The organism is Rhizobium esperanzae (assembly GCF_014197615.1).
GTDB classification, from domain to species: domain Bacteria; phylum Pseudomonadota; class Alphaproteobacteria; order Rhizobiales; family Rhizobiaceae; genus Rhizobium; species Rhizobium esperanzae_A.
In genome coordinates this window covers 25,315-39,015 of the sequence record NZ_JACIFY010000017.1, presented here as the reverse complement: position 1 = coordinate 39,015, position 13,701 = coordinate 25,315, and the positions used below count along the sequence as shown (strand labels likewise).

The window sequence follows — 13,701 nt, the reverse complement described above, 5'->3', positions numbered from 1 at the left end:
CTCCCGGGCGCGCTACTGCAGCGGCTTTTCGTATTTGGTGTCGATGCTGATTTGGCCGGTGAGGGCGGCGATCCGCTTGATCAGTTCCGAGACACCCTGAAGGGAAAGCAGCGCGAAACCGGCAACAAGGATCAGCTTGACGGGCCAGCGGATCAGTCCGCCGGCATTGCCCGATATTTCACCCTGCTGGTAGGAGAGGGTGAAGAACGGCCAGCACAGCCAGGTGAGGAAGATGCAGACGGGGATGAGGAAGACGAGGAGGCCGACGATGTCGATCCAGATCTTCGCCTTGTCGGAAACCGAACCATAGATCAGATCGACGCGGACATGCTCGTTGTTGCGAAGCGCATGCGAGGCGCCGAGCATGACGACGAAGGCGAAGAGGTACCACTGGATCTCCAGCCAGCCATTCGAACTGTAGTTCATGGCATAGCGAACAATGGCGTTTCCGGCGCTGATCAGGCAGCAGAACAGCACCATATATTCGGCAATTTTGCCCATGAACTGGCTGATCGCGTCGATCAGCCGACTGGCGGCCAGGAACACCGACATTCGCCTCCCCCTTTGTTCTTGTCCTGCCGGTTTTCCGGCAGTTTTCCCTCTTGCACTCGATGTAGACCACGGCCTTTGAAATTGGAAGGATAAATGCCTGGCATAGGCGCATAGTCTTAAGCGAGCAGGCCGGTCCGGATGAGCGTCGAATGTTTCAGCAACCCAGGCGTGGATAAAATATTTCCATAATCTCGCCGACAGGCTGCATTGACGCGTGTAGGCTGTGCAGTTCATCCTATGGTTTTAGAAAATTTGACCAAATGTTTGATTCCATTGAAATCAATTTTTAAAGGGTTGGGCTTAGAATCCCCGCGCACAGGGAAAGTGTGGATGAAGCCAGATAACCCGAACAGGGTCCCTTTAGATGTGTATCTGTCGTTTGTGAGTTCCCTCTCCGGGAACCGCATGACGCTTCTTGTCGGCGTCATTGTGCATGTTGCGACGTGCCTGGCGGTGGCTGCCAAGACGCAGTACTCCATCTACATCCTGCTCTCGGCCGCCTTCCTTCTGGTCTTCGGCGCTCGCATGGCCATCTTCCGGCAGTTCGATCGTGTCGACAAGCAGAGCCTGTCGCGCGCCGGGATCGAGCGTTGGGAGTGGATTCTCGTTGCCAGCGGAGCCTGCACCACCGCGCTGCTCGGCATCGCCAGCGGCTATGCCATCTTCGTCGTGCATGATTCCTTTGCGGAGCTTGCCTGCATTTCCGTCACCATGGCGACCATGGTTTCCGTCGTCGGCCGCAACTACGGCTCGCGCTTCGCAGTCGATCTCCAGACGTTCTTCTGCTGCCTGCCGATGATCGTCGGCAGCCTGCTGGCAATGGATTTTTATCGTGGTCTGCTGTCGATCTTCCTCATTCCCTTCTGGCTGACGACCCGGGCCATGGCGAATGGCGTACGCGAGTTTCTCTACGAGAATGTCATCGCACGCCGGGAAATCACCATCATCGCCGACCGCTTCGACACGGCGCTCAACAACATGCCGCATGGCCTCGTCATGGTCGACGCCGAAAACCGCATCCAGGTCGTCAACCGCAAGGCCTGCGAACTTCTGAAGATCGGTGCGCCGGAGCGGCTGAAGGAGCGCGACCTCGGCGCCGTGCTGCGCTATGGCGCGCGCTACAGCTTCATGGATGCCTCGCAGCCGGAACTCATCCTGCGCCAGCTGACCCAAGTCGCCGAAGGCAACCTGTCGCGCACGCTCGTTCATTTTCCCGAGGGCCTGTCGCTCGAATTCTCCGCCAGCCGAAGGGCCGATGGCGGCGCCGTGCTGATCTTCGAAGATGTGTCGAGCCGGGTGAAGGCGGAACAGAAGATCATGCACATGGTCCGCTTCGATGCGCTGACCGGCCTGCCGAACAGAGAATATTTTGGGCAGTTGGTGCAGGAGTATCTCACCAAGCATCAGCGCAAGTCCGGACCGCTCGGCTTCATGGTTCTCGATATCGACGAATTCAAACATGTCAACGACATGCGCGGTCACGTCATCGGCGATCATCTGCTCTGCGCCATCGCCGCGCGCGTCAAGCAGGCCTGCGGCAATGCCATTCTCGGGCGGCTGATGGGCGACCAGTTCATCCTGTTCTTCCCGCATGCGAAGGAGCCGGCCTCGCTCGATATCGAGATCCGCCGCGTACACGCTGCGATCCAGGGGCACTTTGAGGTCGATCAGCTGACCTTCCTCGTTTCGCTCAGCGCCGGTTACGCGATCCTCGAAAGTACCGCCTTCGCGATGGACGAATGGAGCGTCAAGGCGGATCTTGCCCTGTTCGAAAGCAAGTCGCGCTTCAAGGGCGGCATATCCGGCTTTGAGCGGGAGATGGATGGACGTTATATCGAACAGCAGAAGCTGAAGGCGGATCTGCGCGATGCGGTTTCGGCGCAGGCGCTGCATCTCGTCTTCCAACCGATGTTCCGGGCCGACGGCTCGCGGATCGAATGCGCCGAGGCCTTAGCGCGCTGGGTGCATCCGGAGAAGGGCTCGATCCCGCCCGACGTCTTCATCCGGCTCGCCGAGGATATGGGCATCATCTCAGACATCACCCGCTTCGTGCTGTTCAAGGCCTGCAGCGAATGCATGAACTGGCCTGACCATATCGCCGTCTCGGTCAATCTCTCGGCGCGCGATCTCAGGGATGCCGACATTCTCCAGGTGGTCGCCGACGCGCTTGCCCATTCCGGCCTCGATGCAGCGCGGCTGCACCTCGAAGTCACGGAAAGCTGCCTGATCGACGAGCCGGCGGCGGTGCGCGCCATACTCGCTGAGCTCAGGGCCCGCGGCATCACCATCGCCATCGACGATTTCGGCACCGGCTTCTCCAGCCTCAGCTATCTCGACACGCTGCCGCTCGATATCGTCAAGATCGACCGCTCCTTCGTGCGCAACATCGTCGAGGATACCCGCCGCCTCAAGCTGTTGCGCGGCACGGTCCACCTCGCCCGCGAACTGGGATTGAAGATCGTCATCGAGGGCGTCGAGACCGAAGAGCAGCTTGCACTGCTCAACAAGCACCGAAGCACCGATCTTGTGCAAGGCTATGTTTTCTCGCAGCCGGTGCCTTCCAAGAACATCCCGCTGTTACAGCAGGGTATCGGCCGCCGCGTCGTGCAACGCCGTCGCAACAAGGTCGCCTGAGCGCCCTGCGACGGGCCGTTTTTTGCGCTGAACATACCGGGCCGCGTTAACCTTAATGATTTAAAAACAACGGAAATTACCCGATTTCCTTGCGTAAATGTCGCTGGCATATGATTAATGATCCGTTAACGAGCGGATCGAGAGAATGTCAGAGACACTTTTCACGCGGAATGATTTCAGCAGGAAAATCCTGGAAATTTTGGACCATGTCGAATATCGCCGCGTTGAAAGCAGCGAAGACATGGAGGAAGTGGAACGCCTGCGCTACAAGGCGTACAAGGCCCACGGCGCGCTGTCGCTTGCCCCGGAAGGCCTGCTGGACGATGTCGATTTCGACAGTCATGCCTATATCTTCGGTCTGTACTATTATGGTGAACTGGTCAGTACGATCCGAATTCACAATGTGACGCCGGAGCATCGTGTCAGCCGATCCGGAGAGGCCTTTCCCGAGGCGATGGATGAGCTTTTGGACGCCGGGCTGACCTTGATCGATCCGGCGCGTTTCGCAGCCGATCCGGAACTCACCGCCAACATGCCATGGGTTCCCTATCTGACCCTGAGACCTGCCATCGTTGCGGCAGCCTATTTCCGGGCGGACCGCGTTATTCAGTCCGTCCGGCCTCCGCATGCCGCCTTCTACAAGCGGGTCTTTTATGCCGATACCATCGTGCCCGGCCGACTGGCGGAGAGTTACGGGGTTGACGTGACGCTGATGTCGACGAATGTGATCGAGGTCGGGCGAAAGCTGCTGACGCGCTATCCCTTCTTCATCTCCAGCGCCAGCGAGCAACGCATGATGTTTTCGCGCAATCCCAACGACACATTGCCGCCGCTTACCATCATTCCAACGGCGCGCTTCGTGCCGCAGGGCCAACTCGGCACCGACCTGCCGCTCTGATTTCTTCTTCTCCCCCCGGGGGGAATCCATGGGAGAACGATGAGAGGCGACGACAAGATCCGCAGTCGGTGCCCCTCATGTTTTTTCGCTCGGAAATAGGTGGTTTTGAGGCCTAGAGCCTTTCCGGGTTAGATTGAAGCATTCTGCCGGAGCAGATTTTCGTCAGGGCAAAGACGATTGGCGACGGGCATACCCCAAGGTACGTCCGAGCCGATCGCCTTTGCCCTGGCTAGAGATGCCCGGCCCACCGGCCGCACCGCTTCGCCGTGGCGAAGCGATAAGCGCGTCCGGCAACTTTTGAGTCCAGCAGATTTGCCAAGCAAATCTGCGGGAGGGTTGGCTGAAACGGGCCGGCTGATCGACCGGCCGGCTTGGCCGTAGATCTGGGCTACGACGCGCGCCGGCCGGTCGACCATCCGACTCCGTTTGAGCCAACAGAATGCTGCAATCTAACCCGGAAAGGCTCTAGCTGCGGCATTCTCATGCATTGCGCTTTCGCCTGTCATTGTGTAATTCCTGCAGGCAGGGATGTCCCTCGCCAGGCGAGGGAATCAGGCAGCGCAGAGGCATTCAGGGAGACGATATTTATGGCCGAACATCATACCGGACCGGTCGAGACCGGCGCGCCGATGGATTACAAGGAACATGAAAAGACCTACGACATGTTCATCGCCGGTGCGAAATACGGCTCGATGCTTCTCATTGTCCTCCTGCTTGCGATGACGGCCGGTTTCTTCGGCGGCGCCGGCCTTCTCGGCGGCATCTTCGTCTTCATCATTCTTCTGGCCATCGGCACCTTCCTGTTCCGTTGATCGCGACTAGCGCGTGACCCGAAAATCGGAATCGATTTTCGGAAAGCGCGATGCGTCGATTCAAGCAGTCAGAGCGTCCTTTGTGCGTCCGAAAGGATGTACGGCGCTCTGAGGGGAGGGAGCTTCTCCGAAGCTTTGTGATTTAGGTGCTTGGCCTGCGCGGGGGAGCCTGCGGCGGTCTGGCTGACCCGGAGGAGGGGGCAGTTGGGCAATATTGTTTTCGTGGCAAGGGAAATCACGGATGGGGAGACGCGTGTCGCGGCCTCCGCTGAGACCGTGAAGAAAATGAAGAGTTTCGGCTTCGACGTCGTCGTCGAAGCCGGCGCCGGTGCGGCTTCGCGCATTCCGGACGCGGAGTTCGAGGCTGCGGGCGCCAGGATCGGCAGTTTCGCCGATGCCGCAGCCGCCGACGTGGTGCTGAAGGTGCGCCGCCCGAGCCCATCGGAGATATCGGGTTACAAGAGCGGCGCTGTCGTCATCGCCATCATGGATCCCTACGGCAATGACGAAGCGATCGCAGCGCTCGCCAGTGCCGGGCTTTCGGCTTTCGCCATGGAACTGATGCCGCGCATCACCCGTGCCCAGTCGATGGACGTGCTGTCGTCCCAGGCCAATCTCGCCGGTTACCAGGCCGTCATCGAGGCGGCGGCGGTCTATGACCGTGCCATGCCGATGATGATGACGGCAGCCGGCACCGTTCCGGCCGCCAAGGTCTTCGTGATGGGGGCGGGTGTCGCCGGTCTGCAGGCGATTGCGACGGCGCGCCGCCTCGGTGCTGCGGTTTCGGCCACCGACGTGCGCCCGGCCGCCAAGGAGCAAGTCGCCTCGCTCGGCGCCAAGTTCATCGCCGTCGAGGACGAGGAGTTCAAGGCGGCGGAAACGGCCGGCGGTTACGCCAAGGAGATGTCGGCCGATTATCAGGCAAAACAAGCAGCCCTTGTCGCCGAACATATCGCCAAGCAGGACATCGTCATCACCACGGCGCTGATCCCTGGCCGGCCGGCGCCGCGGCTCGTGTCGCGCACCATGCTTTCCTCGATGAAGCCGGGTGCGGTCGCCGTCGACCTTGCGGTCGAGCGCGGCGGCAATATCGAAGGCGTCGTTGCCGGTGAGATCGCCGATGTCGAGGGTGTCAGGGTGATCGGTTTTGCCAACATGCCGGGCCGCGTTGCGGCCAGTGCCTCGGCGCTCTACGCCAAGAACCTCGTTACCTTCCTCGAGACCATGGTCAACAAGGAAACGAAGACGGTCGTCGTCAATCTCGACGACGAGCTCGTCAAGGCGACGATGCTGACCTATGCCGGCGACGTGGTTCATCCCGCCTTCGGCGGCGCGAAGAAGGGAGACATGTGATGGCCGGTGAAGCAATGGACAAAGCGCTGCAGCAGCTGAACGACGCGGTGACGGCCGTCGCCACCGCAGCTGCCCACGCACCCGAAGCGGCAAGTGCTGCCACCGGCGGGGCGATCGATCCCTTCGTCTTCCAGCTGGCGATCTTCGTCCTGTCGATCTTCGTCGGCTATTACGTCGTCTGGTCGGTGACGCCGGCGCTGCATACGCCGCTGATGGCGGTCACCAATGCGATTTCCTCCGTCATCGTCGTCGGCGCGCTTCTGGCGGTCGGCATCTCCACGAGCGGGCTTGCGACCGGCTTCGGCTTCGTCGCCCTCGTGCTGGTCTCGGTGAACATCTTCGGCGGCTTCCTGGTCACGCAGCGCATGCTGGCGATGTACCGCAAGAAGGACAGGTGAGGGATCGATGACCAATATTGCAGCCTTCCTTTACCTCGTCTCCGGCGTTCTCTTCATCCTGGCGCTGCGCGGCCTCTCCCATCCGGCCACCAGCCGCAAGGGCAATCTCTACGGCATGGTCGGTATGGGGATCGCCATCCTGACGACGCTGGTGCTGGCGACGCCGAATTTCGGCGGCTTCGTGCTGATCGTCCTCGGCCTTGCCATTGGTGGCAGCGTCGGCGCCTATGTCGCCCGCACGATCCCGATGACCTCGATGCCGCAGCTCGTCGCCGGCTTCCATTCGCTGGTCGGCCTTGCCGCGGTGCTGGTGGCGGCCTCGGCACTCTATACGCCCGCCTCCTTCGGTATCGGTGAAATCGGCCAGATCCACACCGAAGCGCGCATCGAAATGGCGCTCGGCGTGGCGATCGGGGCGCTGACCTTCACCGGCTCGATCATCGCCTTCCTCAAGCTCGACGGTCGCATGTCCGGCAAGCCGATCCTGCTGCCCTACCGGCACCTCATCAATGCCAGCCTGCTGGTGCTGATCGTGCTCTTCATTATCGGGCTTGCCGTCACCGAAAGCCATTTCGACTTCTGGGCTGTCGTGGCGCTGTCGCTGGCGCTCGGCGTTCTGCTGATCGTGCCGATCGGCGGCGCCGACATGCCGGTCGTCGTCTCGATGCTGAATTCCTATTCCGGCTGGGCTGCGGCCGGCATCGGCTTCACCCTCGGCAATCTGGCGCTGATCATCACCGGGGCGCTGGTCGGCTCCTCCGGCGCGATCCTGTCCTACATCATGTGCAAGGGCATGAACCGTTCCTTCGTCTCCGTCATCCTCGGCGGTTTCGGTGGCGAGACGGCATCCGGCGGGCCCGATACCTCAGACAAGACGGTCAAGCTCGGCTCGGCCGAGGATGCGGCCTATCTGATGGCCAATGCCTCCAAGGTGATCATCGTGCCGGGATACGGCATGGCGGTCGCCCAGGCCCAGCATGCGCTGCGCGAACTTGCCGACAATCTCAAGAAGAACGGCGTCGAAGTGAAATATGCGATTCACCCGGTCGCAGGCCGCATGCCCGGCCATATGAACGTGCTGCTTGCCGAGGCCAATGTCCCCTATGACGAGGTCTTCGAACTCGAGGACATCAATTCGGAGTTCGCCCAGGCCGACGTCGCCTATGTCATCGGCGCCAATGATGTCACCAATCCGGCAGCGCGCGACGACAAGACCTCGCCGATCTACGGCATGCCGATTCTCGATGTCGACCGGGCAAAGACCTGCCTGTTCGTCAAGCGCTCGCTCGGCTCGGGTTATGCCGGCATCGACAATACGCTGTTCTACAAGGACGGCACGATGATGCTGCTGGGCGACGCCAAGAAGATGACCGAGGATATCAACAAGGCGATTGCGCATTGATCGAGGCAGATGCAGCCGCCCTTCGGGCGGCTGTTTGATTTGAGGCCGGGGCGGCGGCTGTCCTCAAGTTTCGGCCGGCACCAGCGTCATCTTCTCGACGCCGATCGCCAGATTCAGCCCTTCCTGGGCCTGGACATTCAATGGCTGCAGCATGAAGGCCTTGTTGGTGCCGCCGGCGATCACCTTGGCGCCGGCGCCCGCACCGACGCTCGCATCGGCACCGATCCCGTAATATTCGCCGGCGAGGGCGAATTGCGGGACATCCGTGCCGGTCTTGGCCAGCACCTGCCAGATCATCACGCTTTTGCCGGTCTGGCCGATGTCGATGCCGAATTTCTCGATCTTGCCGGCATAGACCGCCTTGGCGCCGCCGGATGCCGGCGTATAGGTGCAGATAAGGTTCTTCTGCGAAGTGACGATCAGGCCCTGGCCGCCATCCGATCCGCAGACCAGGCGGCCAAGCGTCACATAGCTTTCCGCGCCTGCCGGGGCTGCCCAGGCAGCGGCCGTCAGTGCCGCGGCTGCGATGATGATTTGCTTGAACATAGCCTTTCTCCTTTGAGACGACCTGTCCCAAACGGGTTGAGATGACGATTGTTCCTGGGTTATTCCCGTTCCAGCATGGTGCGCTGCGCCGTCAGCACCCAGCGCAGGCCTTCGGGCAGGAAGTCGACCTGCACCGTACCGCGGAAAGCCGAGGCGGCATGAGCCTTGATGACGGTCGAGCCGAAGCCCGAGCGCGACGGCTCAACGACCGGCGGGCCGCCGCGCTCTTCCCAGGTGAAGCGGAGCAAGGCCTCAGGCCTGTCTTCCTCCCTCACGTCGCGCCATTCGAAGCGGACACGGCCCTGCGGTACGGAGAGCGCCCCATATTTCACCGAATTGGTGGCGAGCTCGTGCAGGGCGAGGCCGAGATTCTGCACCGCATCCGGCTTCAGCACGAAATCGTCGCCTGTGATGTCGATCTGTTCGCGCGATTGGGGAAAGGCCTGCAGATGAATGTCCACCACCCGCCGCAGCGATACGCCTCCCCATTGCTCGCTGGTCAGAAGCTCGATCGAACGTACCAGGCCGTCGAGGCGATCGGCGACGGCGGCCTGGAAAGTCTCGACGCTGTCGGCCTGCTTGGCGAGCTGGCGCATCATGGCCTGGGCAAGCGTCAGAAGATTCTTGGTGCGGTGGACGAGCTCATGCATGACGAAACGCAGCCGGTCCTCGGTCTGGCTGCGGTCGAAGGAGGCGTTCGACAGGGCGATCGCCACCTGGTTCGCTTCAATGACGCTGGTCTCGACCGGCGAGACGATATGGCCTTCGCCCATGCGATTCGCCATCTCGGCGATATCGCGAATGGTGGTGCGCACCTGCCGTGCGACGGCATAGGCGGCCAGCACGGCGACGAGCACAAGTGCCACGCCGCCGATGATGAGGAAACGCCAGGTGCTGAGGATCGATGCCTGGGCGATCGGTCCCCAGATCACGGTTTTCCACGACCAGCCCGGGATCCGGGCATAGCCGAGCAGCATGTGGGGCAGGATCGTCTCGTCCTGGAAGACGCCGCGGGACGCCGTGAACGCCGGCAGGATGCGCGGATCGAAGGCCGTGCCGGGCTCGAGATTGGCCGGGCCGCTGGCGGCAACGACGTGGCCGCTCTGATCGATGACGGCGGCCGACCAGCCGGGGGCAAGGCCCTCTGTCGTCACGAGCTTGGCCAGATCCTTGGCGTCCTGGGTGATGATGAGGGCTGCGACGGGATCGCCCGCCCGCGGCAGGGTGACGTTATAGACCCAGTTGCCACTGGTGCGGCCGCGAAAGACGTCCGATGCCTCGATGCGACCGGAGGCCATGACTGCTTCAAGGGCGGGCATGTTCGCCGTCTTGCCAAGCGGTGTGCCGAAGGCTCGGCGCGTGTTCAGCAACTGCTGGCCTATGCGGTCGACGGCGATGACGAACAGCGTATTGTCTCTGAGAGCTGTTTCCGTGCGCTCATGGAAGGCGGCGAGATTGCCGTTTTCAAGCTCCGGTGAGCTCGACAGCAGCCGCAGCGTCGTTGCCATATCCTGAAGCTGGCGGTCGATGATGCGTGAAAGAGCGAGCGCATCCTGGGCCGTCTCGCGCCGCAGAGTCGAACGCTGGTTGTCCTCCAGCTGCAGCAGAAGCAGTGTCACAAAGGCGAAGATCGGCAGGGCGATCGCCACCGCCATGGCGACGAGATAGGTGCCGATCGAGGCCTTGGGAAAGAACAGAGCGACAATCTTCATCTGTTGCGCCACGTTCCATGCGATGGCGGCCGGCAACGGTTTTCGCGAGCGGTCAGGAAAGCAAAGATCCGCATCTCTCGCAAGCCGCCCTCAACGTGGTTCGAACGCCCGATAGCAGGCTATCGAAGCAGCGCCATGTTAGGGGGAGCGGGAGCAGGTTGCAACCTGCTATGTCATCGAAGACGACGAGCTGCGCGGCGGCCGATATTTCGGCCGCCCGACCAAGTGCTTAGCCGGCTGAGGCGCCGTCGACGCGGGCAAGGCCGTCGCGAGCCGGCTGGTATTTGGGATCGAGGCCGACCGCGTGGCGATAGGACCGAGCGGCCTTCGCCTTGTCGCCGCGGCGTTCGTAGACGAGCGCCTGATTGGCCCAGGATTCGGCGATGTTGCCGTTGAGCTCGATCGCATGGTTGAAATCGGCAAACGCATTGTCGTCGTCATTCAGCGCGATATAGGAGATGCCGCGACCGTTATAGGGCTCGGCGGAATTCGGCGCGAGCGAGATGGCTTTCGAGAAATCGTCGATCGCCTTGTCCTGCTGATTGCGCTTCTGATAGATCAGGCCACGATTGTGATAGGCGCGGCCATCGGTGGTGCCGAGCTGGATCGCCTTGTCGAAGTCGTTGAAGGCCTGATCGTCCTGGCCGGCCATGCGATAGACATTGCCGCGGCCGATATAAGCGACGTCATAGCTCGGATTGATCTGCAGGGCGGCATTGTAGTCGCCGATTGCCTGGGCCTGCTGGCCCATGTTGCGGTAGACGAGGGCGCGGTTGGCATAAGCCTGGAAGAAGCGCGGATTGATCTGCAGCGCCGTGTTGAAATCGTTCAGCGCCTTGCGGAATTCGCCGGCGCGGCCATAGGCGGAACCGCGGACATTGTAGCCCTCGGGGTCCCTGGGGTTGGCATTGATAACAGCCGTCAGCGACGCGATATTCTCTTCCGAGCCCTGCGCCTTGTCGATCCGGATAACGGCATCGGTGGTGGGGGTCGACTCACAGCCTGCAAGGCCGAACATTGCCGCTAGCGCCAAAGCGGGCAGGAATGCGGTTTTCTGCAAGCGCCAAGGGCGGGACGGATTGAAGGTGATGACTGCCATTCGGGCTCGCTTTCCCCATGCGGCACATCCGGTATGCGGACATGCGATTTCAGCGGCAAACTAAAAAGGCGGCGGCGAACCTATCGCCCCCGCCACAATGCATCTGAAAACGTCAAAAAAACGACAGCAACGCTTAGCGTGCTGCGACCAGACCTTCGCGCTGGGCGCGCTTGCGGGCCAGCTTGCGAACGCGGCGAACAGCTTCAGCCTTTTCGCGAGCACGCTTCTGCGACGGCTTCTCGTAATAGTCGCGCATCTTCATTTCGCGGAAAATGCCTTCGCGCTGCATCTTCTTCTTGAGAGCGCGGAGAGCCTGATCGACATTGTTATCGCGGACAAGTACCTGCACGAGAATCACGTTCCTTCGGTTGGTTGATGCCTGCGGCGGCGCGGCGCCAGGGGCAAAAATATAACGTTCGCGCGGCCGCAGCCTTGCGATTGGTGATGCCAGATAGCAGATCGGGTATGGGAAGTCCAGACGGATATGGGAAGCGCGCGGAAAAAGTCACGCTTGCCCTATCCGGTCACGATCCGGCGACCTCGGGCGCGGCTTCGTCCAGCGCGGCGATCGCCTGCTTGAGGGCGCTCCTGACCCGGAGGCGATCGGCAGGCTCCAGCCGGCTCATGTCCAGATGCAGGTCGAGACCCGCGAGGTGCTCGCTGAGGACGCGGCTCTTGTGATCCGCACCGAGCGTCAGCCCATCCACCGCATAGGGCACGATCTCGCGCTGTATGCCCTTCATCGTGATCGGCGGCAGGGAATGGGCATCGACGATTTCATTCACCAGCGCGTAGGTTTCGTAGCTGATGACGATTTCACCGCCCTGGGCGATCGATTGCAGCCGGGCTGCGAGGTTGGCCTCGGCTCCGATGATCGTATAGTCCATGCGGTCACTGCTGCCGAAATTGCCGACGTTGCAGTAGCCGCTGTTGATGCCCATGCGGACGACGAACGGCTCTTCGGTGCCGTTTCTGCGCCATCTGTCCTTGAGTTCGCCGAGACGGCGCTGCATGTCGACCGCCATGCGCAGGCAGGCTTTCGCGTCCTCCTCCGGACCCCTGGTTTCCGGGTCGCCGAAAAAGACCAGCATCGCGTCGCCGATGAACTTGTCCACCGTGCCGCCATGGTCCAGAGCGATGTTCGACATCTCCGTCAGATATTCGTTGAGCATCTCCGTCAGGGCTTCCGGCTGCAGGCGCTCGGTCGTCGCGGTGAAATCCTTGATGTCGGAGAAGAAGATCGTCAGGCGCTTGCGCTCGGTATGGACGACGACGTCCTTCTGCCCGGAGAAGATGCTTTTGTAAATCTGCGGCGAAAGATAACGCGAAATCTTCAGGGAAACGCTGGCGAGGAATTCGTTCGCGGTTTCCAGCTCGTGGTTGGCGCTGTGGATGGCGCGCGCCTGCTGGCGCTGGAGCAGAATGAAGCTGATGCCGATAACGGCGACGAACAGAAAATAGCAGAGCAGGTATTTGAAGGCGAAGACGTTGCCGGCATAGGGCTGCCGGATGATGACCTCCTGAATGCCGCGCACATCGCCCACCTTCCAATCGGTCTTCGGGCTTTCGGGATGGCTGTTGTGGCAGGCAACGCAGGCTTGGCCCATGACCACGGGGGTGATGAAGCGCAAAGTATCGGTCAATCCGACACGGGTGAGGTCGGTCGGCGTCTGCTGCGGATCGGCGCGCAAGGCGGCAAGCGCTTTCGTCTCGAATGGGTCGAGGTCGTGGGATGCGCGGCTCTTGAACGGCAGGTCGGAGACGAAACGGTAGGTGATATTGGCCTGCTGCTCCTTGATGACGTCGCCGAGCTCCAGGGAAAGTGTTGCCGGCAGCGGGATGGCGCCCGGTATATTGTTGTAGTTGTGAGAGACGACTGTGCCTTCGGTCGCGCCGCTGGCATGGGCTGCCAGAACGCGGCCCACGACATTGGCGGAATAATAGGAGCGGATGCTTGAGATCAGCGAGCTCATGTCGCGGGCCTGATGCTGCAGGGTGTTGCCCGAGAGATCGCTGATATCGAGCCAGACGGCAAGCGGCAGCCCCGCGAGCATTGCCAGCACCACGACAATCAGCCAGTAGCCGCTCCGACGCGCGGCGGTTTCGGAAATCACGAGCGACCCTCATTCTTCTCTGGAAAGGCATTCGATTTTCGATCGCTACAAGAACATTTCGCCGCCTGCCCTGCAAGATCGAAGCCTTGCCATCCGGCCAGAACGGGAGGCGTGGCTGCACCGAAACCGCTGCCGGGGGCGCCTGGCGGAAGGCGGAACGGGAGAAGCCGAAAAGAGAGGC

General features: G+C 61.4%; 12 protein-coding genes. 6 read left to right on the top strand and 6 right to left on the bottom strand.

Translation table 11 applies throughout. The features are described 5' to 3' along the window. Positions 1 to 12: 12 nt before the first annotated feature. The gene (locus GGD57_RS21335; RefSeq protein WP_184472264.1) at positions 13 to 552 is read right to left on the bottom strand and encodes a TRAP transporter small permease subunit; all 540 of its coding nucleotides are present in this window, start codon (positions 550 to 552) and stop codon (positions 13 to 15) included. Positions 553 to 882: 330 nt separating this feature from the next. On the opposite strand from GGD57_RS21335, the gene GGD57_RS21330 reads away from it, so the two are divergent. The 6 genes from GGD57_RS21330 to GGD57_RS21305 all read left to right on the top strand — a co-directional run bounded on the left by GGD57_RS21330 (position 883) and on the right by GGD57_RS21305 (position 8,049). Beyond that, positions 883 to 3,186 carry a putative bifunctional diguanylate cyclase/phosphodiesterase gene (locus GGD57_RS21330; RefSeq protein ID WP_184472263.1) on the top strand — a complete coding sequence of 768 codons (2,304 nt, stop codon included), beginning with the start codon at positions 883 to 885 and terminating at the stop codon, positions 3,184 to 3,186. 145 nt (positions 3,187 to 3,331) lie between these two features. Beyond that, on the top strand, positions 3,332 to 4,084 hold the full coding sequence (locus tag GGD57_RS21325) for an N-acyl amino acid synthase FeeM domain-containing protein (RefSeq protein WP_184472262.1): 753 nt from the start codon (positions 3,332 to 3,334) through the stop codon (positions 4,082 to 4,084). A 587-nt stretch (positions 4,085 to 4,671) separates the two neighbouring features. Next, positions 4,672 to 4,896 carry an aa3-type cytochrome c oxidase subunit IV gene (locus GGD57_RS21320; protein WP_010069318.1) on the top strand — a complete coding sequence of 75 codons (225 nt, stop codon included), beginning with the start codon at positions 4,672 to 4,674 and terminating at the stop codon, positions 4,894 to 4,896. Between the two features lie 204 nt (positions 4,897 to 5,100). Then, positions 5,101 to 6,249 (top strand): Re/Si-specific NAD(P)(+) transhydrogenase subunit alpha, encoded by a 1,149-nt coding sequence (locus GGD57_RS21315; RefSeq protein WP_184472261.1) that lies wholly within the window; start codon positions 5,101 to 5,103, stop codon positions 6,247 to 6,249. Next, positions 6,249 to 6,647, top strand: a complete 399-nt coding sequence (locus GGD57_RS21310; RefSeq protein ID WP_184472260.1) for a proton-translocating transhydrogenase family protein — start codon at positions 6,249 to 6,251, stop codon at positions 6,645 to 6,647. Before GGD57_RS21315 ends, GGD57_RS21310 begins: the two co-directional genes overlap by 1 nt. 7 nt (positions 6,648 to 6,654) lie before the next feature. Beyond that, on the top strand, positions 6,655 to 8,049 hold the full coding sequence (locus tag GGD57_RS21305) for an NAD(P)(+) transhydrogenase (Re/Si-specific) subunit beta (protein ID WP_184472259.1): 1,395 nt from the start codon (positions 6,655 to 6,657) through the stop codon (positions 8,047 to 8,049). Between the two features lie 63 nt (positions 8,050 to 8,112). Here GGD57_RS21305 and GGD57_RS21300 read toward each other — a convergent pair whose 3' ends face one another. From GGD57_RS21300 to GGD57_RS21280, 5 genes are all read right to left on the bottom strand, one after another. After that, a complete protein-coding gene (locus GGD57_RS21300) occupies positions 8,113 to 8,595 on the bottom strand; it encodes a DUF992 domain-containing protein (protein ID WP_184472258.1) in 483 nt (160 codons plus the stop codon). Between the two features lie 59 nt (positions 8,596 to 8,654). Continuing rightward, entirely contained in the window at positions 8,655 to 10,307 is a 1,653-nt protein-coding gene (locus GGD57_RS21295; RefSeq protein WP_184472257.1) for a sensor histidine kinase, read from the bottom strand. Positions 10,308 to 10,536: 229 nt separating this feature from the next. Next, positions 10,537 to 11,406, bottom strand: a complete 870-nt coding sequence (locus GGD57_RS21290) for a tetratricopeptide repeat protein (protein WP_184472256.1) — start codon at positions 11,404 to 11,406, stop codon at positions 10,537 to 10,539. Positions 11,407 to 11,539: 133 nt separating this feature from the next. After that, positions 11,540 to 11,755 (bottom strand): 30S ribosomal protein S21, encoded by a 216-nt coding sequence (gene rpsU, locus GGD57_RS21285; protein ID WP_003542939.1) that lies wholly within the window; start codon positions 11,753 to 11,755, stop codon positions 11,540 to 11,542. Between the two features lie 175 nt (positions 11,756 to 11,930). Further along, positions 11,931 to 13,460: an adenylate/guanylate cyclase domain-containing protein gene (locus tag GGD57_RS21280; RefSeq protein ID WP_246713714.1), complete on the bottom strand. Its 1,530-nt coding sequence runs from the start codon at positions 13,458 to 13,460 to the stop codon at positions 11,931 to 11,933. Positions 13,461 to 13,701 lie beyond the last annotated feature (241 nt).

What these genes read in the sequence shown, in the direction of transcription:
- GGD57_RS21335 (WP_184472264.1), bottom strand. Translation starts at nt 552, where the DNA reads ATGTCGGTGTTCCTGGCCGCCAGTCGGCTGATCGACGCGATCAGCCAG.
- GGD57_RS21330 (WP_184472263.1), top strand. Translation starts at nt 883, where the DNA reads ATGAAGCCAGATAACCCGAACAGGGTCCCTTTAGATGTGTATCTGTCG.
- GGD57_RS21325 (WP_184472262.1), top strand. Translation starts at nt 3,332, where the DNA reads ATGTCAGAGACACTTTTCACGCGGAATGATTTCAGCAGGAAAATCCTG.
- GGD57_RS21320 (WP_010069318.1), top strand. Translation starts at nt 4,672, where the DNA reads ATGGCCGAACATCATACCGGACCGGTCGAGACCGGCGCGCCGATGGAT.
- GGD57_RS21310 (WP_184472260.1), top strand. Translation starts at nt 6,249, where the DNA reads ATGGCCGGTGAAGCAATGGACAAAGCGCTGCAGCAGCTGAACGACGCG.
- GGD57_RS21305 (WP_184472259.1), top strand. Translation starts at nt 6,655, where the DNA reads ATGACCAATATTGCAGCCTTCCTTTACCTCGTCTCCGGCGTTCTCTTC.
- GGD57_RS21300 (WP_184472258.1), bottom strand. Translation starts at nt 8,595, where the DNA reads ATGTTCAAGCAAATCATCATCGCAGCCGCGGCACTGACGGCCGCTGCC.
- GGD57_RS21295 (WP_184472257.1), bottom strand. Translation starts at nt 10,307, where the DNA reads ATGAAGATTGTCGCTCTGTTCTTTCCCAAGGCCTCGATCGGCACCTAT.
- GGD57_RS21290 (WP_184472256.1), bottom strand. Translation starts at nt 11,406, where the DNA reads ATGGCAGTCATCACCTTCAATCCGTCCCGCCCTTGGCGCTTGCAGAAA.
- GGD57_RS21280 (WP_246713714.1), bottom strand. Translation starts at nt 13,460, where the DNA reads ATGCTCGCGGGGCTGCCGCTTGCCGTCTGGCTCGATATCAGCGATCTC.